The sequence below is a fragment of the Acidimicrobiia bacterium genome (assembly GCA_029210695.1).
In the GTDB taxonomy this organism is placed as follows: domain Bacteria; phylum Actinomycetota; class Acidimicrobiia; order Spongiisociales; family JAHEDJ01; genus JAHEDJ01.
The window spans coordinates 46,711-67,848 of sequence record JARGFH010000007.1 but is presented as its reverse complement, the minus strand read 5'-3'; the positions used below and the strand labels follow the sequence as shown (position 1 = coordinate 67,848).

Genomic DNA, 21,138 nt, shown 5'->3' with positions numbered 1-21,138 from the left:
GTACTCACCCGGCGGCGCGAGGCTACTTAGATGAGCACACATACGCCCGGCCGCATCATTGGAAGACTGGCCGGAGCGATCATCGGCCTGATGATTGGAGGGATCGTTGCGGTCAACCTCGTTATCTTCGCCGGGGTCGACCAGGGCTATGAAGCGAGCCTCCCCGAGGTCTTCGAGACCAACGTGCTGCTGGGCATTACGACCGTGGCGATTTTGACCGCCGGGCCGATTGTCGGATTTGTCGTCGCGTCGCGGATCCGGCCACCATCCGATAGCTAGCCGCACCCCCTGTTCCCGTTGACGGTGACCGGGATCGCCGGCCCCACTCGATCATCACGACCGGGAACATCACCACCACACGGGTGCGGGTCGGCCTAGTACCCCACCAGCCCGATGCAGCTGAACGTCACATCGATTGACGCAGCCGGATCTTCGATCGAGGCGGAGAAGCTCCCTGAGAAGGACCACTCTTCGTCCGAAACCGATTCTGCCTGGTCCAGGACGAATGTGCCGTCAACCTCCTGAAGATCCCAGGTGAGTTCGTCGAGGACCGGATCCGAGGCGAACACGAATACCTGTCCTTCATAGGTCCCGGGTTCGACTCCCGAGTCGTAGCTCGATACGGACGATTGGAACTCGGGACCGTCCAGGTAGATACCGATCGCACCGGTTTCGGCGTCACCATACAAATCGCACGACACCTCATAATCTCCACTTAGGTTCTCCTCGTAGGTCTCACCACCGATGGTGATCGTCTGAGTGGCCAAGGAGGCGGCGCCGCTGGTTCCGGCCGACCCTGCCGTGTCAAATCCCTCGGCGGCTTGCGCGTCTTCATCTGTGAGGTCGACCCCGCACTCGTCCTCTATGTAGCTTTCAATCCGGAGGTTCGCCTCTTCGAACGCCTGCAGTTCGGCATCGTTAAGTGGCTCCGGCTGAAGCGGATCCTTCGCCCACTCGCCGAATCGTTCGACGGCCGCGATAGTCAGGGAGAAGTCGGCTTCGAGTTCTGCTGGAGCCTCGGCGGACAGACGTCGGAAGATGTCCTCCATGAACCCGTAGAAGTCATTCCCTTCCAGAGTGGGGTCGTTCTCGTCCAAAGCAATGAACTCGTCGACCAGGTCGAGAACTGCTCGACAGAAGCCCGACCCCCCGGCCGCTGCCTGGTTTGTGGCGCCGGACGTTTCAACAGCTTCGCTTTGCGTGGATCCACCGTCGGACGTCGCCGCCGTTCCCCCGGTTTCGGCGCCACCTCCACACGCTGAGATCGTCAACCCAACAACAACCAAAACGAGAAAGGACTTCATGTACTCGATCTCCTTCTTTGCAGGCGAGCCCCTATGTGGCACCCATCCACGAGGGAGTATGCGGAGGACCCCCAAAGGCTCACCAAACCGGGAAAGGGTGCAGGTTTGGGGTTGCGCGTCTACGAGCGGGGAGCGCGATCATAAGGCAGACGGCGTCGGTCAGTCGTGGAGGCTGTCGAATGCCTTCATCGTCACCTGGAGGTGATGGAGCGTCGCTTTGGCTGCCATGTCCGGATCGCCGGCGCGAAGCGCGCTGATGATGGCACCGTGGCCCTCATTTCCTTCGCCGAGCAGATCGGTTTGACCGAGCGCGACGCCGACGTACATCACTGAGGCATCCTGCAATGATCGAATGATGGCGGCGATCCGGGGAGAGACACCCGTCTCATAGATACCCAGGTGGAAACTTCGATTGAGCTGGACCCAGCGAGCGGGATCCTCCTCTTCCTGCATTGAATGATGGATCTGCTCGAGGCGATCCAGGAGCTCAGCCGTCATCGCACCCGTGGCCTTGCGTATCGCCATCGGCTCGAGAAGCATCCGAACTTCGTAGATCTCGCGGAACTCGACGGAGCTCAACCCCTGCACGACGGCTCCAATGTGAGGGTCGAATCTGACCAGGCCCTCAGATGCGAGATCGCGCAGAGCTTCTCGAACGGGGGTCGTACTCACCTCCATCGAAAGAGCGAGTTCCGACTGGACCAGACGAGCGCCGGCGGCGAGTTCGCCTGAGAGGATCTGTCGCCGCAGCATCTCTAGAACGAGTTCGTGGGTGGTTCTTCGGGCGTTGGAGATCGAGCCGGCATTGGTCGCCGTCCCACCCATCGGTTCACTCACCTCGTACTCCATTCCTTTGCTGCCACTAGATCCAACTCCGAGCCAAGCCGGCAGCCTACCCCGGACCGAAAGAGCGCCTGAACGACGTTCCATCGGACTGCAATCGGGCCGTCGGCGTTCGATCTGATATCCTACAGGATGCAGGATAGTGTGGGTCGAATCGCGAGGAGCAGAGATGTCAGAACACCCGTGGAAAACAGATATGTTCTTCTCGAGCCCCTGGAATTACTTGCCAGAGGTGACCGATTCGTTCAATCTGCCCGAGAAGATTCAAATCCACGACGTCACACTGCGAGATGGTGAGCAACAAGCCGGCGTTGAGTTCACCGTAGACGACAAACTGCGAATAGCCGAGGCTCTCTCGGAGGCTGGTATCCATCGCATCGAAGCAGGTCTGCCTGCGGTCTCTCCATCCGATACCGAGGCGGTGAAACGGATCGCGGCGGCGGGATTCGATGCTGAGATCTATGCGTTTTCGCGTTGCATGATCTCCGATGTCGAACTGGCCCTCGAATGCGGTGTATCCGGGGTGATCATGGAGGTTCCGGCCAGTCATCACGTGATTGAGAAGGCCTACCGCTGGCCGCTGGAACGAGCGATCGAAGCATCGGTCGAGTCGACTCTGTTCGCCCACGAGAACGGCCTCAAAGTCACGTTCTTCCCGATCGACGCAACGCGCGCCACGATGACCGACTTGCTCGACGATCTCGAAGCAGTGGCCACGAACGGTTACGTCGACAACATCGGCCTGGTTGACACGTTCGGCGTTTGTTCACCCCACGCCATCACCTACTACACGCGCCGGGTTCGGGAACGTTTGAAGGTGCCGGTCGAGACACACTTCCACATGGACTTCGGTATGGGCGTCGCCAACACCATCCTGGCCGCAGGCGAGGGCGCCTCGGTGCTCCAAACCACCGTGAGCGGCATCGGGGAACGGGCCGGAAACGCCCCAACTGAGGAGACGGTGCTGGCCCTCCTCACGATGTACGGCGTCGACCTCGGCATCAAGACCGAGAAATTCACAGAGATTGCCCGTCTGGTGGCCGACTTATCGGGAGTCCAGCAACCTTCGAATCGACCTGTGACCGGAGAGAAGCTGTACAACGTCGAATCCGGGATCATCACCACCTGGTTGAAGAACGTCGGTGATGACCTCACCGAGCCCTTCCCCTACCGGCCGGAACTCGTTGGTCAGCCGCAGCCGGAGGCCGTCCTCGGCAAGGGCTCCGGTATCGATTCAGTTGCCATCTGGCTCGGCAAGAACGGGATCAACGACGCAGAGACGACTCAGATCGAGACGATCCTCGCTGAAGTCAAGGGCAAGTCGCTCGCCAAGAAAGGGCTTCTCACCAACGACGAATTCCTCGAGATCGTCGGAGAGGTACTGCCGGGCCGGACCGGCTAGGCAATCCGAAGGAGGCGGACGGATCGGACCGGGTTGCTCCGCGCGGTCGGAGCGACCCGCTATTCCAACCCCAGGATATCGGCCGTCGACTCACCGGCCCGGATGCGATCCATCCATTCCCGTTCCGCGCTGATCACGCGCGCAACCGCGGCGAGCGCCGCCTCGGCCTGGAGCGCGGGTACGACCGTGACGCCGTCGGCATCACCTACGACGACATCGCCGGGGTTGACCACTACCCCACCACACTGGATCGGCACCCCATGCGCGCCCCGGAAACCCTTGTGAGGGCCCGCCGGGCAGGTCGCCCTGGCGTACACCGAAAGACCGGTGGCTGCAACCTCGTCGATGTCTCGGACGGCACCGTCGATGACCACGCCGACAATTCCGCGGGCCATCGCAGCCGCCGTCATGACGGCTCCCCACACGGCCCGGGCTGTCCCACCCTGGGCGTCGACGACCAGCACCGAGCCGGGTTGGGCGTGCACCAGTGCCCGGTGAATAGTCGACGAATCGCCGGTGCCGGTCACAACGGTGTGGGCCGGGCCGGCCATCCGCCGCCCACTCAAGCGGCGGATACCGCCGTCCATCGCTCCTACTCGACCGATGACGTCGGATAGGTTGGCGGCTGCTATCGAATCCCAGGCCTCTGCGTCGAAAGCGGCCGTTGCCGTCACGCTTTGCCCTGGTTGCGGACAACAGCACCGAGACACGACACGTCGAGCTCGCCGAATCCCAGCTCGAGGCCCGATCGGGTCAGGCTGCGCACCGCTTCCATGACGCCTCCGGAACCAAACTCCTCGCCGACCAGTTCCATGTCTTTCGCAGCCTGCCGGAGCGAGAAGCCTCCCGCCGGCGCCTCACCGGTTATGGATTCAGCCCGGGCTGCCGCCAACGGAGAAATCCGCTCGATGACCGAGGCAAAGGTTGTGATATCGAGTTCGGGATCTGCTTCGCGGAGCCACGACAGACTCTCGGAAGCAGCCGCGATCACAGCTACGAGAAACCCGTTCACTCCGAGCTTGGCTACCGACCCGCTCCCGACCGGTCCGAACACCACGGTTCGTTTGGAGATTGCGTCGAACAGACTCTGGAAGCGGTCGAACAGGGCCTGGTCGCCGCCGCCGAGAACCGTCAGTTGGGCGGATTCGGCCGGTTTCACCGAGCCACTGACCGGTGCGTCGAGGAAACCAAACCCTGCTGCTGCGACTCGTGCTCCGATACGCTCGGCGGCGGCCGGTCCGACGGTGGATGATTGGATGAGCACCGATCCCGGCTTGGCCCCATCGGCCCAGCCGTTCTCGCCAAACACGACTTCTTCGACCGCATCGGCGGCCGAGACCATGACGAAGGCGACTTCCGTTTGCTCGCCGACGGCCCGTGGAGAGCCGGCCGATTCGACTCCCTCGGGCGCCTCGAGCGGTGAGCGATTCCAGGCGACCACCCGGTGTCCTGCTCGTGCGAGGTTTGAAGCCATAGGTCGTCCCATGGCGCCCAATCCCATGAATCCTACGTCCATCGCGGCACTCCTTCCCGGCGGATTACTTGGCGGGTGCGACGACCCGATTGCGGAGCTTACCTAGCCCCTCCACTTCACACTCCACAACGTCCCCGGGTTGGAGGAAACGGGGCGGATCCATGACGAACCCCACTCCGTGTGGGGTTCCGGTCAGCAACACGTCACCGGGCTCCAAGGTCATTCCCCTGGCAAGGAAGTGAATGAGGTGGTCGAGCGGGAACAGCATCTCGCCCGTCGTGGAGTCCTGCCGTACTTCCCCGTTGACCAGCGTCTTGATCCCGAGTGCCTGCGGATCGGGTACCTCGTCGGCGGTGGTGATCCACGGCCCGATCGGACAGTAGGTATCGAAGCTCTTGGACCGGACCAACTGGCCGTCGGACTTCATGCAGTCGCGGGCGGTGACGTCGTTGGCAACGGTGTAGCCGAAGACGGCATCGAGTGCTTCGCTCTTGGAGACGCCTTTGGTACGGCGCCCGATAATGGCGGTGAGTTCGGTCTCGTAGTCGGCCATTGAGGTCATGGCTGCATCAACGATGATGTCGTCCTCGGGCCCTGTCAGCGACGTATTCGCTTTCATGAACAGGATCGGGTTCACCGGCGCGTTCGAGTTGGTTTCACGAATGTGGTCCGAGTAGTTGAGACCTATCGCCATCAGCTTGCCGGGGGCGACCACCGGGGCGAGGAACGTCGGATCCACGACGCCTCCACCCAAAGCCTCGACGTCCAGGGCGGCCAGCGCATCAGCGGCCTCGGTCAGCTCCGGCGTGGTCGTTACGTCGATGCCAAGCGGCCGCAGATCGATCCACGACCCGTCTCCAACCTGCACCACATAGGCGGGGCCGGACGGCCCGGCAATTCGAGCGATTCTCATGTGTCTTCCTTTCGGTTCAGCCCGTGCCCTGGATCTCGAAGATCTCAGACTTGTGCCAGAACAACAGCTTCCTCTCAGTCCAGGCCACCAGGCCGAACAGAAGGAGGCCGATGACGCCGAGGTAGACGATCAGCGCGAAGACCCGATCGATCCGCAGCGTTTGGGCGCTAAACCTGATCAGCTCACCCAATCCATGGCCTCCGCCGAGATACTCGCCGACCACTGCCCCGACTACCGAGAACACCGCCGCCGTCTTGAGTCCGGCGAAGATGAACGGCAGAGCGGAAGGCAGTTTCAACTTGCGCAGCGTCTGCCACCTAGAGGACTCCATCGATTGGAACAGCATCTGAGTTTCCGCGTCGACTGCCGCCAAACCGGCTGCCGTGTCGACAATCACCGGGAAGAAAGCGATGAACGCCGCCATCACGATTTTCGAATTGACGCCGAACCCAAACCAGGCCACAAAGACCGGGGCGAACGCGACCTTTGGGAGTGCATTGAATGAAACCAGGTAGGGCATGACCGCTCTCCGCCCCAACCGGGTTTCACCGACCACCACCCCGAGCAAGAAGCCAAGGACCGCGGCCGAGATGAAGCCCCAAATCACTTCCTGGGTGGTGATCCAAAGACCCTCCGCAATATGCCCGCCGGTAACGATGTTCTTGGTCGTATCCCACAGCTCTTCGAACGTTTCCGCCGGACCCGGAAGAAGAATCCGGGAGACGAACTCGAGTTCGGCGATCAGCCACCAGACACCAAGCATCGATACCCCGAGAACAAAGATCGAGACCGGTTGTGGAACCCGGTCGATCCACTTGCCCGAATACCAAAGCTCCTCCGCGTCTGACATCGCGCTGGGAACACCATGGGTTTCAGTCTTCTGTGTCATGCCAAGCCTCCGCCGTCGATTCCCATGTCGAGACTCTCTCGCACACGATGTACGAGCGCCCCAAACTCGGGAGTAGTCATCATGTCGAGGTTCCGGGGGCGAGGAAGATCAACATCCACCACGGTGGCAATCCGGCCGGGCCGGGCCGACATCACGAACACCTGGTCGGCCAAGAAGACGGCCTCTGGAATTGCGTGGGTCACCATGAAGGAGGTGGCATCGCGTTCTCTGCAAATGCGCTGTAGCTCGACGTTCATGTACTCACGGGTCAGCTCGTCTAGTGCACCAAATGGTTCATCGAGCAGCAGAATCGCTGGTCCGGTGACCAGCATCCGACAAATGGCAACCCTCTGCGCCATCCCTCCGGATAGCTCGAAAGGACGGACATCGTGGAATCCATTCAGCCCCACCAACTCGAGCAACTGCATGCCGACGTCCGACTGCTTCTTCGCGGCAGCAGAGCCGGATCTGATCTCAATGGGGAGCAGCACATTCTCCAACGCGGTTCGCCACGGCAATAGCGTCGGCTGCTGGAACATGATTCCGATATCCTGCCTCGGGCCGGTGACCGGTTTGCCGCTGAGCAATATCTCACCCGACGTGGCCGGGATCAGGCCGGCCAGTATCTTCAAGAGTGTGGACTTCCCGCATCCGCTTGGCCCGATGACACTGGTGAAGGTGCCATGCCGCAGCGTCATATCGACATTGTCGAGAGCCTTCAGGCCACGCTTGTGAAAGGTCTTGTTGAGGTTCGTGACTCTCACGACCTCGTCGTTGATCGGGCGGGACTGCTGCCCCGCCCGATCAACCGAATCGGTTGATTCGATCACTTTGAATCAGCTACCGGCGTTGGCGTGAGCCTTCTCGACGTACTCATTCGTGAACGCGACGCCCGTGTCGGGCAGCTCGTCCAGCGTCCCGTCGTCGACGAGGCTCTGGCCCCAGTCTGCCCAGGCCTGTGGATCGTAGGTGCCCCATGGCAACCCACCGAGCGGCTTGCTGACGACGAGCGTCAGATCCAGCAGAGCCCGTGCGAGCTCAGGATCGGTCGCCTCTTCCGGGTTCATCTGCGCGCAGTCTGCCTCGGCGGCATCCGGGTTTCCCTCTGCAAAGAGGGCGCCCTTGACCAACCCGTTGACGAAGCCCTGCACCAAATCCGGATCGGAATCGATCAGTGATTGGGTCGTGGCATATCCGTTTCCGAACACCGTCTTGTACTCGGGAGGAGTGATCTCCAGCAACGGCAATCCGCGGGCTTCGATGATCGCCATGTCCGGCACGGCAGCTGCATAGGCTTCGATCTCGCCCCGCTCGAAGGCTGCGGTGGCGGGGCCACCGTCACCGACGGGCAGGAACTCGTAGTCGACGCCCTCTTCCAGGCCGGCCTCATTGAGAATCGGACGTACGAAGGTCACTTCGGATCCTTCTGCGGTTCCGACACCGATAACGGTCGGTCCATCGGTGCCCTTCAAGTCCGCAGGGACCTTGTAGTCGGAGTCTTCTAGCACCACCAGCCCGAATAGGGCCTGGGCAAAGCCGTTGTAGATGGCAACGGGATCTTCACCTGCCGCCCGGGCTCCCAGCAACGGACCTGGGCCGGGAATGCCGAACTCGGCTTGACCGGCAGCCATCGCTTGTAGAACGGCTCCGGAGCCGTCGACGGCTTCGAACGAGGCGTCAATGCCCTCTTCCTCGAGGAATCCCTGATAGATGGCAGAACACAGCTGGAACCAGATGACAGCGGACGGGTTCGGAGCCAGAACAACGACCTCAGTCATCTCCATGGGTCCGGCTGTGGTAGCTGTAGCAGCTCCGGCGGTAGTAGTCGTGTCTTCCGTTCCCCCGCATGCGGCCACCACCAGAACCAATACGATGAGCAGAACGGTTAGTGAACGCTTGCGAAACATCCTTACCTCCAAGTTAGGCCTTCGCCATGGGCTTCCCGTTTGGACAGTCGCAGATTGTTCATCTGCTCCGCCATGCAGAACATCCTACATCATATGCGATGTAGGATGTCGAGATAGTGAGGCTAGTGACTTTCGGGTTCGAAGGAGAGATTGCAGTCGGTGGCATCGAAGGAGACGAGATCGTGGATCTCAGTTCCGGAGGGCTCGGGTCGGCCGATATGGTCGACGTGATCGCCGATTGGTCGGTCGACTCTGCGATGCAGGCGCTACGGGAAGGCCCGCGCGTGCCTCTCTCCGCGGTCCGACTGCTCGCCCCGCTACGCATGCGCAAGAACGTCATCGCGGTCGGCCGGAACTACCGGGACCATGCAAAGGAATTCTCTGATTCAGGCTTCGACGCCTCCGAAAAACAGATGATTCCCGACAACCCGGTGGTGTTCACCAAAGCTCCGACGTCGGTGATCGGTCCCGACGAACCGATCATCCTCGCCAACGACCCGACCGGCTCCACCGACTACGAGGGTGAGATGGCTGTGGTCATCGGTCGCCAAGCGAAGAACGTGAGTCGACAGGACGCCCTCTCTCACGTGTTCGGCTGGACGATCGTCAACGACGTCACAGCTCGTGATCTCCAGAAACGGCACGTCCAGTGGTTCATCGGAAAGAGCCCCGACACGTTCTGCCCGATGGGACCATGCATCACCACCCGGGACGAACTACCGGACATCACCTCATCGTGGATGCGTACCCATGTCAACGGCGAACTCCGCCAGGAAGCGCCCATCTCGGCGTTGATCTTCGATACCGAATCTCTCATCGTCACGCTGTCACAGGTGATGACGCTAGAGCCCGGCGATGTCATCGCCACGGGAACCGGCCTCGGCGTCGGGATCGGATTCGACCCACCGCGCTACCTGGTGAAGGGCGACGTCGTCGAGATCTCCATCGACGGGATCGGTACATTGCGCAATCCAGTGGAGTAGTCCCCCTCGTGCCGCGCCGCATCGAACGTGCAAGCCCCACAACGCATAGGGTGGATGCCATCCGAACTACTGAGAGGTTTTGATCATGGGACGATTCGCCATCAAGACTCCCCCGCAGCATGTGAGCTGGGACGACACGCTGGCGGTGTGGAAGGAAGCCGACCAGATCGACCTGTTCGAGTCGGCCTGGGTATTCGACCACCTCTACCCCATCGCCGGCGACCCGCACGGACCCGTTCTCGAAGCATGGGTCACGCTCACCGCGCTCGCCCGCGCCACATCCCGGATCCGGGTAGGAACGATGGTGCACGGCATGCACTTCCGGCATCCGGCAGTGACGGCGAAGATGGCTGCGACTCTGGACATCGTGTCCGGCGGTCGCCTGAACCTCGGGCTCGGAGCCGGTTGGTTTCAAACCGAGGTCGAGGCCTACGGTCTCGAGTTGGGAACCATCAAAGAGCGGATGGATCGATTCGAAGAGGGGGTGGAGGTCATCGCTCGTCTGTTGTCGGAGCCGTCCCTCGACTTCGCCGGTGAGTACTACACCTTCACCGATGCCCACTGCGAACCGAAAGGCCCGCAGCGACCTCGCCTCCCGATCGCCATCGGTGGCGGCGGCGAAAGGCGCACCCTGAAGATCGTTGCTCGATGGGCCGACATCTGGGATGCCCTGAGGATCGAACCCGACGCCTGGAACCACAAGAACGAAGTGCTGCTCTCACACTGCGAGGCAGTCGGACGCAATGCAAACGAGATCACGCGCAGCGCTCACGTGTTCACTCCCGCCGATGCCGACCCGAAGGCCCTGGCCGCCGAGGCGGCTCAATTGTTCGAGACCGGACTCGACATGGCGGTGTTCAGCTTGCGGGCGCCGTTCAACCCAGGAATGGTTCAGCCCCTGGCCGAGGCATTGCAGGAGATCTGAACGCAGACGGCGTCGCCGATCGGCGGGCCGGAGTCAGGGACGTACCGGAGTCAGGATCGGGCTCGACGTCGAAGCTCGGCGAACGCCTCTATGCCTGCTTCGCTCTTCGCCCACGACACGAAATCGGGGCGGCCCCGCGACCGGAAGTAGACATTGCTAAAGATGTCTGCCCATTCGGCCACCGGACGGAGGCTGGCTGCCATTGTGTCGTCGTACCGGTCCCAGTTGCGAGCGTGGTCTTCCGACCGGAAGAGGTTCATGTTCGCTCACCTAAATGGTCGCGTGGCCGGATCTCCGCCGATCTCAGAACTCGTGTAGCCGACCATTGCCTCAGGCTCGATGGTGGTGATGGATTCATCGATCATCTCCAAGACCATCGGTTCGCCGCAGCACAAACAGGGCGCATCGATCCTCACCGTCTGGCCCGGGACCAGCCACCGGATGGCCAGGGCCTCGAGCCCACATTGAGCGAACCAGCGTTGATCACCATCGATCGTCACCCAGTACTGCGTTGGTTGAAGGTTGAAGGGCGGGAACGACGCCAGGAGATCGGTTCCAGGATGCACCCAGCCCGGAGTCAATCTCACCAGCTCGTGGACCATCGATCTCGCCTCCTCCAGCGATATGCCGAGCGAAGCGGCCAGTTCGGTGTAGTGGGGCGCCCGACCTGTTGCGACGCACCGGCGCAGCACTTCGGCGTAACCCTGATCCAACAGATCGGATCCGGACATGGGAACTCCATTCGTCACCAAGCATCGTAGGGCATCACCGGGACCGAACTCGGAGCATTCCCTCATCAAATGAACCCGCACCGAGGTGCAGGTTCATTCGGATCTGAAGGGTCCTCGACCCGGGATCTCCTACAGATTGTACGCCCGGAGCATCGACGACTCGGCCAGGGAATGCCACTCCTGAACAGCGTCGCGGAACTCACGCCACGGTGCAAGGATCGCGGCAAAGGCGGCATCGCTCGCTGCCACGTCGTCCAGGACCGTCTCGAAGTCGGTCTTGAAGGCGGTCAGGACATCCTCGGGAAACTTCCTGATCTCCGCCACCTCCTTGACCTGGGCTAACGCCTCCGAGTTGAGCGTCGCCGGGTACATCGCTTTTCGGCACGTCAGGAGCGAACTGGCGGGCAAAGGATACGGCCCCAGAGTCTTCGACTTCGGCAGTTGGATCTGGGTCGGGGTGTGTGGTTTTGGAACCGTCACGATGCTTCTGATCGGCCTCGGGATCATTGGCTAGCAGCCCGGCGATGCTGTCCGATGAGGCGGCCGCTGCCGCCCTTGACGTATCCATCCGAACACCACGCCGGTGTGGTGACCTTCGATCCTGCTTCGTAGTTCTCATCAAAGTCCACGACCACGCGATCCGCCTCAACGTGTTTGGGGCAAGATGAGCCACGGAGCCTGGTGGCCCGATGCGGTGACCGTCAACGCCGGGAGTCGGGGTTTCGATGTCCGGTCTATTCGGATGCCGCTATGTATTCGTCGACGTGGTCAAGCATGAAGAGGGCGCACTCAACGGTGGGGAGCTCTAAGACGTCGGTACCACAAGAAGCTTCGAGAGCGTCAGCCAGGGTGGTTGCAGCCCAATCGAAGAAATCGTCGTAAAGAAGCTCCGATTCCAGGGTGAACGTCAATCCGCGTCGATAGCCGACATTGGCACGGCTGATTCTGACCTCTCCGCGGAAGTTGGGGCCTCCTACAAAACTATGGATGAGACCCGACTCCACCACGAGTCGCCCACTCCCAGAGATCTCGGCACCGAGCGCGTCGAGGTAGGTGTCGGACTGGGTCACTTCGCAGTCCACCATGACAGATTCGCCCACGACCTCTTGTTCGCACGTGCCGACGGAGAGTGCGACGTTGAGTGTGTTGAAGAAGTCGTAGTTTGCCCAGAACTCGTCGCGGGCGTCTGGAGAGAACCAGGTGCCACCTTCCTTGGCAGCACCGAACGCGGCATCGACCGCAATGAGGCTCTCCACTCGCTTCCGATCCCCCGCCGTCACGGCGGCGTAAAACTCACGAACGACAGCGTCAGGCTGCGGCGGGGGGTCTTTCACAATCGGTTCGAACCTGGGCAGGCTGGGATCGGGAGCCGACGGCTCGAGGAAGCCGGTGACTCTACCCTCTCCTGTGGCCATGATGACCGCCCCTTCGGTAAAGGCGGCAGTGGCGATTCCTGTTCCCACTCCGAGGCGGTGAAGTTCGCTGCCACTTTGTGCGTCGATGGCTACCAGAGTTCCGTCTGGCAACGAAACGTAAACAGTGTTGTCGGCGAGCCATAGTCCGGTCGGAGTGACAGCTAGATCGACGTTCCAAAGATCGCGGCCGAGATCGTGAGAAAGCCTGCGGAGCGTGTGACCAGTGTCGACGAGAAACACCCCGAGGTCAGATACGACCGGCACCATCTCGACCGTGTAATCGGATCGCGCCATGCCAGAGCCAGGAACCATCGCATAAAGAGCGCCTTCGCCGTCGGCCCCATAAGTCGCCGCATCGGTTCGCACCCCGCTCGCCGTCCGAGTAATCAGTTCAACACCGACGAGTCCAACCACCCGGGCGTCATACGACTCAGCGAGGGTACCCACAGAGAGGTCGTAGCTCCCAACCAGATCCAAGCTAGCCGCATCGAGCCGTGTGAGCGTTCGAGTATCCCCAACCAGAACTTCACTCCCGATGACAACGGGACCAGACTGTGGTGGCAACCAGAGGAATGTATGCGAGCTTGCTGCTGCGGGTCGGTGGCAGGGGCCGTCCGGGATGGGGTCGGTGGGAACCCGACGCACAGTGCCGTCCGAACGCACGGTGAAGTAGACGGAACCGTCGGCCACCGCGACACCCTGCACCTGATCCCGGAAACTGAACCCGCACCCATCGATCAGTTCGCCGTCTGCCGGATCGAGCAGGGACACCCCCTCCGCCGTTGCGTAGTAGACGACCCCACCGTCGGCGAACACGCCAAGTTGGGCAGGTCGTGCGGCTTTGTGTCTCCACAGTTCGTCGCCGGAAGTTACGGCAACGCCACGCACCAGACCGTCACCTGTTGCGATGACAGCCAGACCGTCCATAGTCGCCATTCCGACGACCGGCGCGTCCAGGGTGAGTGACCACAGTTCTTCCACGGTGGTATCGGCAACGTCATCCACCACCGCAACAGTGCTGGTCGAAGCAGCTACCGTCGTCGTGACAGTGGTGTTGTCGCCGGTCAACATCCCACTGAGCCACACCACCCCAACCGACAACCCGACTACCACAAACCCGATGGCAGCCAACACGCTCGAACGGAAAAGCCCCCTTGCAGTGGGCGCACCAGGTCCTGAACGCCCGACCGACGGAACGGCGACCTTTCCCTTGCCATCCAGCTTGCCGACTTCGGGAATCACCAACCCATCGGACGCCACCGCAAAAATGCCGAATGGTCGGACAACGTTCTCAAGGTGGAATTCCCCGAGTTCGACGAAATCAAACTGCGGCTGGTTCTTCACCTGATCGTGCAGCGAGTCCGAAACCAGAACAGCCCCAGCCGCCCCAAACGACTCAATCCGTGACGCAATATTGACCGCGTCACCGATAACGCCGCCTGGTTCGATGATCACGTCCCCTAGATGTATGCCGATCCGCACCGGAACCACAAGCGGTCGGCTCAGTTCCTTCTGGATTGCTACAGCGCACCGGACGGCGTCAACCGCATTGTGGAAGATGCTGAGCGCACCATCCCCGTAATGCTGGACAACCTCCCCGCCGAACCTCTCGTGACATGCCTCAAGGACAGTCCTGTATCGGGTCCGCTTCTCGATGGCGAGTTGCTCGTTCGCCTGCATCAACGCGGTGAACCCCACCATGTCGGCGAACATGACCGCCGCCAACTCCCGGCCAGGCAGGTGGTCCATTGGTAGTCAGGGGCGCGGTGCCGTTGACGGCCCGGTTCCCCATCCCCCTTTCAATCCGTACGTGCGGTTTTCCCGCATACGGCATACCGATGATCTTCTTGACATGGTTACGCAGCTTTCGGGTATCGGATAGTGCCACTGAGCTTGTGCAGACCCTGATCGTAGAACCAGGCCGGTGTCCATCGGTCAGCTTGCCCAGCGCGAAGATTGCGGCCCCGCTTCTTGATCAGTAGCCGTTTGAGCCGCCACACTACGTGCCGGTCGAGCTGAACGAACTTGTCGGCTGCGTTCCCGGTCCGGAAGTAGTTGCCCCATCCCCGCAGGAACAGGCTCAATTCCCTGATCACCTCAGGGAGGTCTATCCCGACCCGGCTTCGACTGGTGAGGGCTTTGATCCGTGCCCGGGCTCGTTTCATAGACCGCACAGAGGGCCAGCGATGCAAGTAGTAGCGGATAATGCCGCGCTGCTCCCAAAGCCGACCGGACATACGGGCCCGAAAGTGACACCCGAGGAAATCGAAACCCTCGCGGCCTTCCCGGAGATCGACCACACGGGTCTTGTCCGGGTGCAGTTCCAAACCGAGTTCACCCAAGATGGCGGTCGCCCGCTCCTGAGCGTCTTCAGCCTGACTGCCAGACGAGCACAACACCACAAAGTCGTCCGCGTAACGGACAAGCTCACCGGTGCCGGACTCGGCCCAAGCCTTGTCGAACGCATGCAAGAAAATGTTGGCCAATAACGGGGAAACCACCCCGCCCTGGGGAGTGCCCGTGACCGTCTCCGACACCACCCCATCAGTCAACACCCCCACCCGCAGCCATCCCCGCACCAACTTGAGCACCCGCCGGTCCGACACCCGAGCCTCAACAAGACCCATAAGCCGATCATGATCGATACTGCCGAAGAAGTCCCGAATGTCGGTCTCGAAGACAAACTGTCGCCCTCGAGGAAACGCCACGGCCCAGGTGCGGCCCAAGCTCCACCGTGTCACCACCTGGTCGTACAATCCAGATCATGGCTACAACTCGAAGCGCAGGCGTGGGCCCGATGACCCGACCGGTCGCCGTTCCCGATGACGTCGACAACCCGACGATCTCAAAGGCAGCCGGTTGGGTCGCCCTTCCCCCACACATCCGTTGGACCGGGCGTACCGACTACAACCTTTCTGATCGGCGGGATCGGATCAGCGCCTACGAGCAGGTCTTGACCGAAGGAACGGCCGACGACGTCCGCTACTTCATCGACGTCGACCAATTGGTCGATCTGTGGAACGAGTTGGTGCTCTCGCCGCACGTACGTGCCGTCTGGGACGTGTGGCTCCGCCGGCGCGGTCGGCTGGCCTAGCGGATGCTCAGCCCGCTCCAGGAGAGGCTCAGGCGGCTCGTCGCAGGCCTCACAGAGGCTGGAGACTGTTGCGTTAGCCGGCGGCGCTGCCTTGATCGTGCGGGGCATCGTGGACCGCCCGACACGGGATCTGGACTTCTTCGCCACCACCCCGGAGGAAGTCAACCGAGTGCTCCCTCCGCTCGAGGCCTTGCTGACCGAGGACGGCCTCGATGTAGGAAGAGTCCAGGTTGCAGACGGGTTCGCTCGCTTGCTCGTTTCCTTCGGGGCTGAGACCACTCTGGTCGACCTTGCCTGGGATGCCCGACGCTTCCCAACCGAACGGACCGAGGCAGGAGCAATTCTCTCGGATGAGGAGCTCGCTGCAGACAAGCTGCTGGCTCTCTTCGGTAGGGCCGCTGCTCGTGATTTCGTGGATGTAGCGGCCCTCGTATCCCGCTATGAGCTTGAACACCTGTGCACTCTGGCCGCAGAGAAGGATCCCGGTTTCGATCGAACGGTCCTAGCGGACATGCTCCGCAGGCTCGATCGTCTGCCACGAGCCGATTTCGATGTCGACGACGCCGAGTTCGCTCGCCTCCGAGCCTTAGTCGTCGGCTGGCGCCACCAGCTGGAGATTCAAGGTCCTGGTCGAGATGCCGGAAAAGGCACGGAGCCGGGACTCGAACTCTGATGCTGTACGCCTCGCTCTCATCCCCATGGACTCGATGTCATCTCGGTGTCATAACCCCGCCACCCTTCCCGCAGAGTGTCAGCGACCCTGTCAGGAACCCTCCAACTGGCTCACCATGGGCGATGCCAACCAATCGGCTTATTGCAGCCGCAGCGGAGTCCGCCACCTCGCCGGACATACCTCAGGCGACCTGAGCATCGCGGGAAACCCACCGTCGTGATGGCCGTGAGTCCCACCGCACACAGTTGCATCATCTGGGTGCGAGGTTTACTGGTATACCGCTCGCAACTTTGTTGCAGATGCGTGTGGAATTGAGAGGGGTGGATCGGTAAGCGGTGCTGGCCGGTTGGGGGTGGAATCCCGGTCGGTTCTTGGATGTGGTTATTTTCTTTTGTCGCTCGGGCAGTCGCCTACTGCCGAATCTCCTGCGTGGGAAGCCAAACTGGCCTTCAATCGTCTGAGCCGGGGCGCCGAGAACGGCGTGGCCGTCCACGACCTGCACCGATTCCGATAGCGGCCGCGATGCGTGACGACCCCCCGACGATCGATCCGCACTCCGGTGCACCGGTATCGAACACTTCCGGAAACGGGCGGGCTGGCGGCCTTGATCGAGTCCTCAATAGAGTTGATCCTTGCCGACCACTCAGACTATAATTATGGTCATGTCTAAGGTCTTGCCGCTTTCGGAAGTCAAAGCCAAACTCTCCGAGGTTGTCGACCAGATCGTCGCTACCCATGAGCGAGTGACGGTGACTCGCAACGGCCGCCCAGTGGCCGTGCTGGTCAGCACCGATGATCTCGATGCCATCGAAGAGACCGTGGCGATCCTGTCCGACCCGGCCGCCGTTCGCGACATCGAGCACGGCAGAGCCGCCATCGAAGCCGGCGATGTGATCTCCAAGGACGAAGTCGAAGCCATGCGCGATCGGCTCCGTGCCCGCACAGGGTGAAGGAGCCGCCCTGGGATCTGGTCGTTGCCGGACCCACTCAGCGAACGATTGACCGACTCCCCGAAAAGATCGCAGTAGCCGTCCTCGACTTCATGCTGGGTCCCCTTCTCGACAATCCATACCGTGTCGGTAAAGCGTTGCGTGGTGAACTGACCGGACTTCACTCCGCACGAGTCGGCACATATCGGGTCGTCTACGAGATCCATGAAGCAGACCACATGCTGCGAGTGGTCTATGTCGATCATCGCGCCGACGTCTACCGACCCCGCTGACCCGCTCCTCGAGCAGTCGATCCAGGACTATCGGGCCCGAGGGGTCACATGGCGCGAGATTGGGGCGGATCGGGGCGAACCCACGACCGCTTGCTTCAGGACGACCCGGTAGGTGCCCAGGGAAGCGACGGAGGCGCGTCACCTTCGGGCGTTTAACCCTTCCAGTACGACCGGCTTCTCACCCTCCTGAGCCGGCTCTTCGGTTCAGCCATGCCTGGACCCTGCTTTGAGCAAAGGCGCCGATTCGCTCTTCACGCCCAGCCATCGGGCGAGTCGCTATCGTCGACACGTGGCAACGATCCTCCCAATCCCCGAGCTCGACCTGGCCCGAGTCCGACATTTCTGCGCCGCTCGGATCCCCGAGCATATCCGCGATCGGGTGCGACTCGACGCAGATGTCCGCGGCCATTCGATCACCATCATGGAGTGCCGGCCCCTCTGGTCGGATCCGGATGCCGAATGGACCCGAATGAAGATCGCCCAACTCCGTTTCAACAACTCCGATCTTTCATGGACCCTCTATTGGGCCGATCGCAATCAGCGGTGGCACCGCTACTGGGATCTCGATCCCTCCGAAAACATCAGCACCCTGCTCGACGAGATCGACGAAGATCCCACCTGTATCTTCTTCGGCTGACGCCTTTCCGGGTCTGAACTCACCACGGACAGTGATCGGCGCGATTCTCGACGCCGCACTCGTAGGTGAGGATATGGGGGTCGGGTTGGCCGGGTCAGGGGAGGATGGCGTCGAGGATGCGTTCTGCCGACACCTCGCCGAAAACGGTGATGACGAACACGATGGTGGGGATGAGCAATCCCGCCGCGGTTCGGACCGCGGTGTGGGTGGCGGTGGAAGAGGTGGGAGCGTCCCGGATCTCGTGGTGAAGAAAGAGCAGATCCCGGAGTTGCTCTGATTCCTCGGGTGACAGGTCGACCATACGTGGTTCGAACGTGTCGATGCGGGACCGGAACAAGGCCAGACGCTGTTGGCGGCTCCGCTCGACGATCTTGCGGACGCTGGCCCGGTTGCCGAAGGCCAAACCGATGGTGGTGAGGTAACCGATCACCACGAACCCCACCGCCAGGGGTAGCACCAGCGGCGAGTCCCACCCCACCAGCACCACCGCCAGCACCAACCAGGCGGTGATCCACAACCCAGCTGCGAACCCTTGGTTGGTCGTCTTCCGCGTCACCTTGTGGACCTCGGGCGAGTCGGCCGGGCTCGGCCAGAAGAGGTGGTGGTCGTATCTGGCTTCTCGAGCCATGAACACCCTTTGGAAGACTTCCCCGTAGTAGACGGTATTCACCCCGAAGTCAAAGAGCAGCCAGGCCAACAAAACGACGCTCCCCGCCGGAAGCTCGCCCAGGGCGGCCGGAGTGAACAGTGCGCAGGCCAGAATCATCATGGCTGCTACCGCCACGCCCGCCACCACGACTACCGGCAGGCTAATCCAGCGCCGGGTGAAGTCGGCCAGGTCTCGCAGGTCGGACTCCCTGACGATGGTGGGGAGCAGCGCTGTCCAGTTCTCCACGATCCGCTTGACCCTTGGCAGCAGCGGGCTTCCTGGGGGCGGATTCATCCACCCGAAGCTGCCTTCGAGAAAACCATAGAACGCGAGGATCACCGCCCACCGCCCCCAGGGAATCTCCGTCCACTGTCCGAACAGGACGGCGGCGAGAAGCGCAGGCAACAGCCTGATACCAGAACCGGTCAGCACCGCCACCATCGCCGCTCCCGGACTCTGCGGAGCCACTCCGAGCCGCCGCCGGATCAGCCCCGCCAGTCCTGAAACGAGGTCGACGACGTCTCCGCCGCCGCCGTACCACCTGCGGATGTCCTCCACGCAAGCCTCGAACGACTCGCTGCGCCCGGTCGGCTCCTCATGTCGAGCTTCGAGCCGGAGTAGAGACGGGTGTGGCTCCGCGCCCGCATCTGCCGCAGTACTTCCCAACACTTCAGGCGCGGAGTCGGTCATCTGCGCCCCCTTTCGACGCCTTCGGTGGCCTTGCCACGGATCACTTCTGCGAAACTCGCCGCGGCGCGCCCCCCTGACACAGTCGCAACTGAAGAACTAGCCCAACTCGTTCAATCCCACCAGAGGAGAAAGGCCCAACTTACCGCCCGATATCCGGCATATGTGGCAATCCCGGACGCATTGGCATTATGTGGAGCGCCACGCTCAGTGACGATACCCTCTTTGACCCCGAACCTGTCACTCCGGATCTGTACGATCCGATCATGGGCTATGTCGAACGACGCCCGGACCGTCCCCGGCTGTGGCGGGTGCGCTACCGAGACCCGACGGGGCGTGAGCGATCGAGGAGCTTCGTTCGGAGAACCGACGCCGATCGCTTCTTGCACAGCGTCGAGACGGACATGGCGCGCGGGGACTGGACCGACCCGCGCCTCGGGCGACTCACGTTGGGGGACTGGAGCACGAGCGTCGAAGCAGGGCGAGTCAATGTGGCTACTTCAACCCGGGACAATTACCGGTCCGTCCTCCGCAACCTGGTGCTGCCCACCTTCGGATCGGTTCCGGTCGGCGCCATTGAACCGGGAGCCATCCGGAAGTGGATCGCCGACCTTGTCGCCGACGGCTACTCCCCTTCCACAATTCGCCGGGCCTACACCTTGCTGCGAGAGGCCCTCGAACTGGCCGTTGGCGATCAGATGATCCCGCGCTCCCCCTGTCGGAACATCGCCCTCCCCAAGGCCGGCCGCACCGAGATGCGATTCCTGACCATCAACGAGGTCGAAGCGCTCGCTGATGCCATCCGGCCCCGCTACCGCGCCTTCGTCCTGACCGGCGCCTACACGGGCCTGCGTCCCGGCGAGTTGGCCGCTCTCCGCATCGACCGGCTCGATATCCTCCGCCGTCAGCTCCGGGTTAAGGAGCCGATCAAGACACCGGCTGCCCGCCGCACCGTGAGCTTCCCGCCGTTCTTGGCCGACGTGCTGGCCGCCCCACCTCTCGGCCTATCCGGGCAAGGACGGCTACGTGTTCACGGCACCCGAAGGAGGCCGGCTCGCGCCCAACCTTTTCCGGCGGCGGATGTGGTATCCGGCGGTTCGAGCCTCAGTGGGCGAACCGATGCGGCCCCACGACCTGCGCCACACCCAAGTGGCGTTGCTCATCGCCGCCGGAGAGGACCCCTATGTCATCTCGAAACGGCTCGGCCATGCCTCGATCCGTACCACCTACGACATCTACGGACACCTCTTCGAGGGACGCGACAGAGAGGCTGCCGACGCTCTTGAGGCGGCCCGGACCGAAGCTGTTGCGGCCCAGGTGCGGCCCAAGGGCGGCCCAGCCATCACCCAGCTTCACCCCTGAATAGGCGAAAACCCCTGTATTTACAGGG

Annotated in this window: 25 protein-coding genes; 10 read left to right on the top strand and 15 right to left on the bottom strand. The window is 62.0% G+C overall.

Translation table 11 applies throughout. From position 1 onward, the window contains the following. Nucleotides 1-30: 30 nt before the first annotated feature. On the top strand, nucleotides 31-279 hold the full coding sequence (locus P1T08_03845; protein MDF1595218.1) for a hypothetical protein: 249 nt from the start codon (nucleotides 31-33) through the stop codon (nucleotides 277-279). A gap of 95 nt (nucleotides 280-374) precedes the next feature. Here the strand turns inward: P1T08_03845 and P1T08_03840 are convergent, their stop codons facing one another. After that, on the bottom strand, nucleotides 375-1,304 hold the full coding sequence (locus P1T08_03840) for a hypothetical protein (GenBank protein ID MDF1595217.1): 930 nt from the start codon (nucleotides 1,302-1,304) through the stop codon (nucleotides 375-377). A gap of 159 nt (nucleotides 1,305-1,463) precedes the next feature. Beyond that, nucleotides 1,464-2,141 carry a GntR family transcriptional regulator gene (locus P1T08_03835; protein ID MDF1595216.1) on the bottom strand — a complete coding sequence of 226 codons (678 nt, stop codon included), beginning with the start codon at nucleotides 2,139-2,141 and terminating at the stop codon, nucleotides 1,464-1,466. Nucleotides 2,142-2,316: 175 nt separating this feature from the next. Here P1T08_03835 and P1T08_03830 point away from each other — a divergent pair, with 175 nt between their 5' ends. After that, entirely contained in the window at nucleotides 2,317-3,549 is a 1,233-nt protein-coding gene (locus P1T08_03830) for a pyruvate carboxyltransferase (GenBank protein ID MDF1595215.1), read from the top strand. A gap of 59 nt (nucleotides 3,550-3,608) precedes the next feature. Here P1T08_03830 and P1T08_03825 read toward each other — a convergent pair whose 3' ends face one another. The 6 genes from P1T08_03825 to P1T08_03800 are packed head-to-tail and all read right to left on the bottom strand — an operon-like array spanning nucleotide 3,609 to nucleotide 8,732. Further along, nucleotides 3,609-4,223: a hypothetical protein gene (locus P1T08_03825; GenBank protein MDF1595214.1), complete on the bottom strand. Its 615-nt coding sequence runs from the start codon at nucleotides 4,221-4,223 to the stop codon at nucleotides 3,609-3,611. Then, entirely contained in the window at nucleotides 4,220-5,065 is an 846-nt protein-coding gene (locus P1T08_03820) for an NAD(P)-dependent oxidoreductase (protein MDF1595213.1), read from the bottom strand. Before P1T08_03820 ends, P1T08_03825 begins: the two co-directional genes overlap by 4 nt. Before the next feature lie 22 nt (nucleotides 5,066-5,087). Further along, nucleotides 5,088-5,936 (bottom strand): fumarylacetoacetate hydrolase family protein, encoded by an 849-nt coding sequence (locus P1T08_03815; GenBank protein ID MDF1595212.1) that lies wholly within the window; start codon nucleotides 5,934-5,936, stop codon nucleotides 5,088-5,090. Between the two features lie 16 nt (nucleotides 5,937-5,952). After that, nucleotides 5,953-6,825, bottom strand: a complete 873-nt coding sequence (locus P1T08_03810) for an ABC transporter permease (GenBank protein MDF1595211.1) — start codon at nucleotides 6,823-6,825, stop codon at nucleotides 5,953-5,955. After that, the gene (locus tag P1T08_03805; GenBank protein MDF1595210.1) at nucleotides 6,822-7,604 is read right to left on the bottom strand and encodes an ABC transporter ATP-binding protein; all 783 of its coding nucleotides are present in this window, start codon (nucleotides 7,602-7,604) and stop codon (nucleotides 6,822-6,824) included. Before P1T08_03805 ends, P1T08_03810 begins: the two co-directional genes overlap by 4 nt. A 57-nt stretch (nucleotides 7,605-7,661) precedes the next feature. Beyond that, the gene (locus P1T08_03800; protein MDF1595209.1) at nucleotides 7,662-8,732 is read right to left on the bottom strand and encodes an ABC transporter substrate-binding protein; all 1,071 of its coding nucleotides are present in this window, start codon (nucleotides 8,730-8,732) and stop codon (nucleotides 7,662-7,664) included. Nucleotides 8,733-8,848: 116 nt separating this feature from the next. On the opposite strand from P1T08_03800, the gene P1T08_03795 reads away from it, so the two are divergent. After that, complete coding sequence (locus P1T08_03795) at nucleotides 8,849-9,715, top strand: fumarylacetoacetate hydrolase family protein (protein MDF1595208.1); 867 nt, start codon at nucleotides 8,849-8,851, stop codon at nucleotides 9,713-9,715. Between the two features lie 85 nt (nucleotides 9,716-9,800). Further along, a complete protein-coding gene (locus P1T08_03790) occupies nucleotides 9,801-10,640 on the top strand; it encodes an LLM class F420-dependent oxidoreductase (GenBank protein ID MDF1595207.1) in 840 nt (279 codons plus the stop codon). 50 nt (nucleotides 10,641-10,690) lie between these two features. Here P1T08_03790 and P1T08_03785 read toward each other — a convergent pair whose 3' ends face one another. The 6 genes from P1T08_03785 to P1T08_03760 form a co-directional block, all read right to left on the bottom strand. Continuing rightward, nucleotides 10,691-10,900, bottom strand: coding sequence for a hypothetical protein (locus tag P1T08_03785; protein MDF1595206.1), 210 nt, complete (start codon nucleotides 10,898-10,900; stop codon nucleotides 10,691-10,693). Nucleotides 10,901-10,906: 6 nt separating this feature from the next. Then, nucleotides 10,907-11,371, bottom strand: a complete 465-nt coding sequence (gene merB, locus P1T08_03780; GenBank protein ID MDF1595205.1) for an organomercurial lyase — start codon at nucleotides 11,369-11,371, stop codon at nucleotides 10,907-10,909. A gap of 129 nt (nucleotides 11,372-11,500) precedes the next feature. Continuing rightward, entirely contained in the window at nucleotides 11,501-11,851 is a 351-nt protein-coding gene (locus P1T08_03775) for a hypothetical protein (protein ID MDF1595204.1), read from the bottom strand. A 23-nt stretch (nucleotides 11,852-11,874) separates the two neighbouring features. Continuing rightward, nucleotides 11,875-12,006 (bottom strand): hypothetical protein, encoded by a 132-nt coding sequence (locus P1T08_03770; protein ID MDF1595203.1) that lies wholly within the window; start codon nucleotides 12,004-12,006, stop codon nucleotides 11,875-11,877. Nucleotides 12,007-12,105: 99 nt separating this feature from the next. Beyond that, nucleotides 12,106-14,535 carry an adenylate/guanylate cyclase domain-containing protein gene (locus P1T08_03765; GenBank protein MDF1595202.1) on the bottom strand — a complete coding sequence of 810 codons (2,430 nt, stop codon included), beginning with the start codon at nucleotides 14,533-14,535 and terminating at the stop codon, nucleotides 12,106-12,108. A 107-nt stretch (nucleotides 14,536-14,642) separates the two neighbouring features. Further along, nucleotides 14,643-15,527, bottom strand: coding sequence for a reverse transcriptase domain-containing protein (locus P1T08_03760; GenBank protein MDF1595201.1), 885 nt, complete (start codon nucleotides 15,525-15,527; stop codon nucleotides 14,643-14,645). Nucleotides 15,528-15,550: 23 nt separating this feature from the next. Here P1T08_03760 and P1T08_03755 point away from each other — a divergent pair, with 23 nt between their 5' ends. The 5 genes from P1T08_03755 to P1T08_03735 all read left to right on the top strand — a co-directional run bounded on the left by P1T08_03755 (nucleotide 15,551) and on the right by P1T08_03735 (nucleotide 18,412). Beyond that, the gene (locus tag P1T08_03755; GenBank protein MDF1595200.1) at nucleotides 15,551-15,880 is read left to right on the top strand and encodes a hypothetical protein; all 330 of its coding nucleotides are present in this window, start codon (nucleotides 15,551-15,553) and stop codon (nucleotides 15,878-15,880) included. Further along, nucleotides 15,834-16,553, top strand: a complete 720-nt coding sequence (locus tag P1T08_03750; GenBank protein ID MDF1595199.1) for a nucleotidyl transferase AbiEii/AbiGii toxin family protein — start codon at nucleotides 15,834-15,836, stop codon at nucleotides 16,551-16,553. Before P1T08_03755 ends, P1T08_03750 begins: the two co-directional genes overlap by 47 nt. A gap of 662 nt (nucleotides 16,554-17,215) precedes the next feature. Then, nucleotides 17,216-17,503, top strand: a complete 288-nt coding sequence (locus P1T08_03745) for a type II toxin-antitoxin system Phd/YefM family antitoxin (GenBank protein MDF1595198.1) — start codon at nucleotides 17,216-17,218, stop codon at nucleotides 17,501-17,503. After that, on the top strand, nucleotides 17,500-17,775 hold the full coding sequence (locus P1T08_03740) for a type II toxin-antitoxin system RelE/ParE family toxin (GenBank protein ID MDF1595197.1): 276 nt from the start codon (nucleotides 17,500-17,502) through the stop codon (nucleotides 17,773-17,775). Before P1T08_03745 ends, P1T08_03740 begins: the two co-directional genes overlap by 4 nt. A 289-nt stretch (nucleotides 17,776-18,064) precedes the next feature. Continuing rightward, nucleotides 18,065-18,412 carry a DUF3024 domain-containing protein gene (locus tag P1T08_03735; GenBank protein MDF1595196.1) on the top strand — a complete coding sequence of 116 codons (348 nt, stop codon included), beginning with the start codon at nucleotides 18,065-18,067 and terminating at the stop codon, nucleotides 18,410-18,412. Between the two features lie 94 nt (nucleotides 18,413-18,506). Here the strand turns inward: P1T08_03735 and P1T08_03730 are convergent, their stop codons facing one another. After that, nucleotides 18,507-19,751 carry a hypothetical protein gene (locus P1T08_03730; protein MDF1595195.1) on the bottom strand — a complete coding sequence of 415 codons (1,245 nt, stop codon included), beginning with the start codon at nucleotides 19,749-19,751 and terminating at the stop codon, nucleotides 18,507-18,509. 263 nt (nucleotides 19,752-20,014) lie between these two features. Here P1T08_03730 and P1T08_03725 point away from each other — a divergent pair, with 263 nt between their 5' ends. After that, nucleotides 20,015-21,034, top strand: a complete 1,020-nt coding sequence (locus P1T08_03725; protein MDF1595194.1) for a tyrosine-type recombinase/integrase — start codon at nucleotides 20,015-20,017, stop codon at nucleotides 21,032-21,034. The last annotated feature ends 104 nt before the right edge of the window (nucleotides 21,035-21,138 follow it).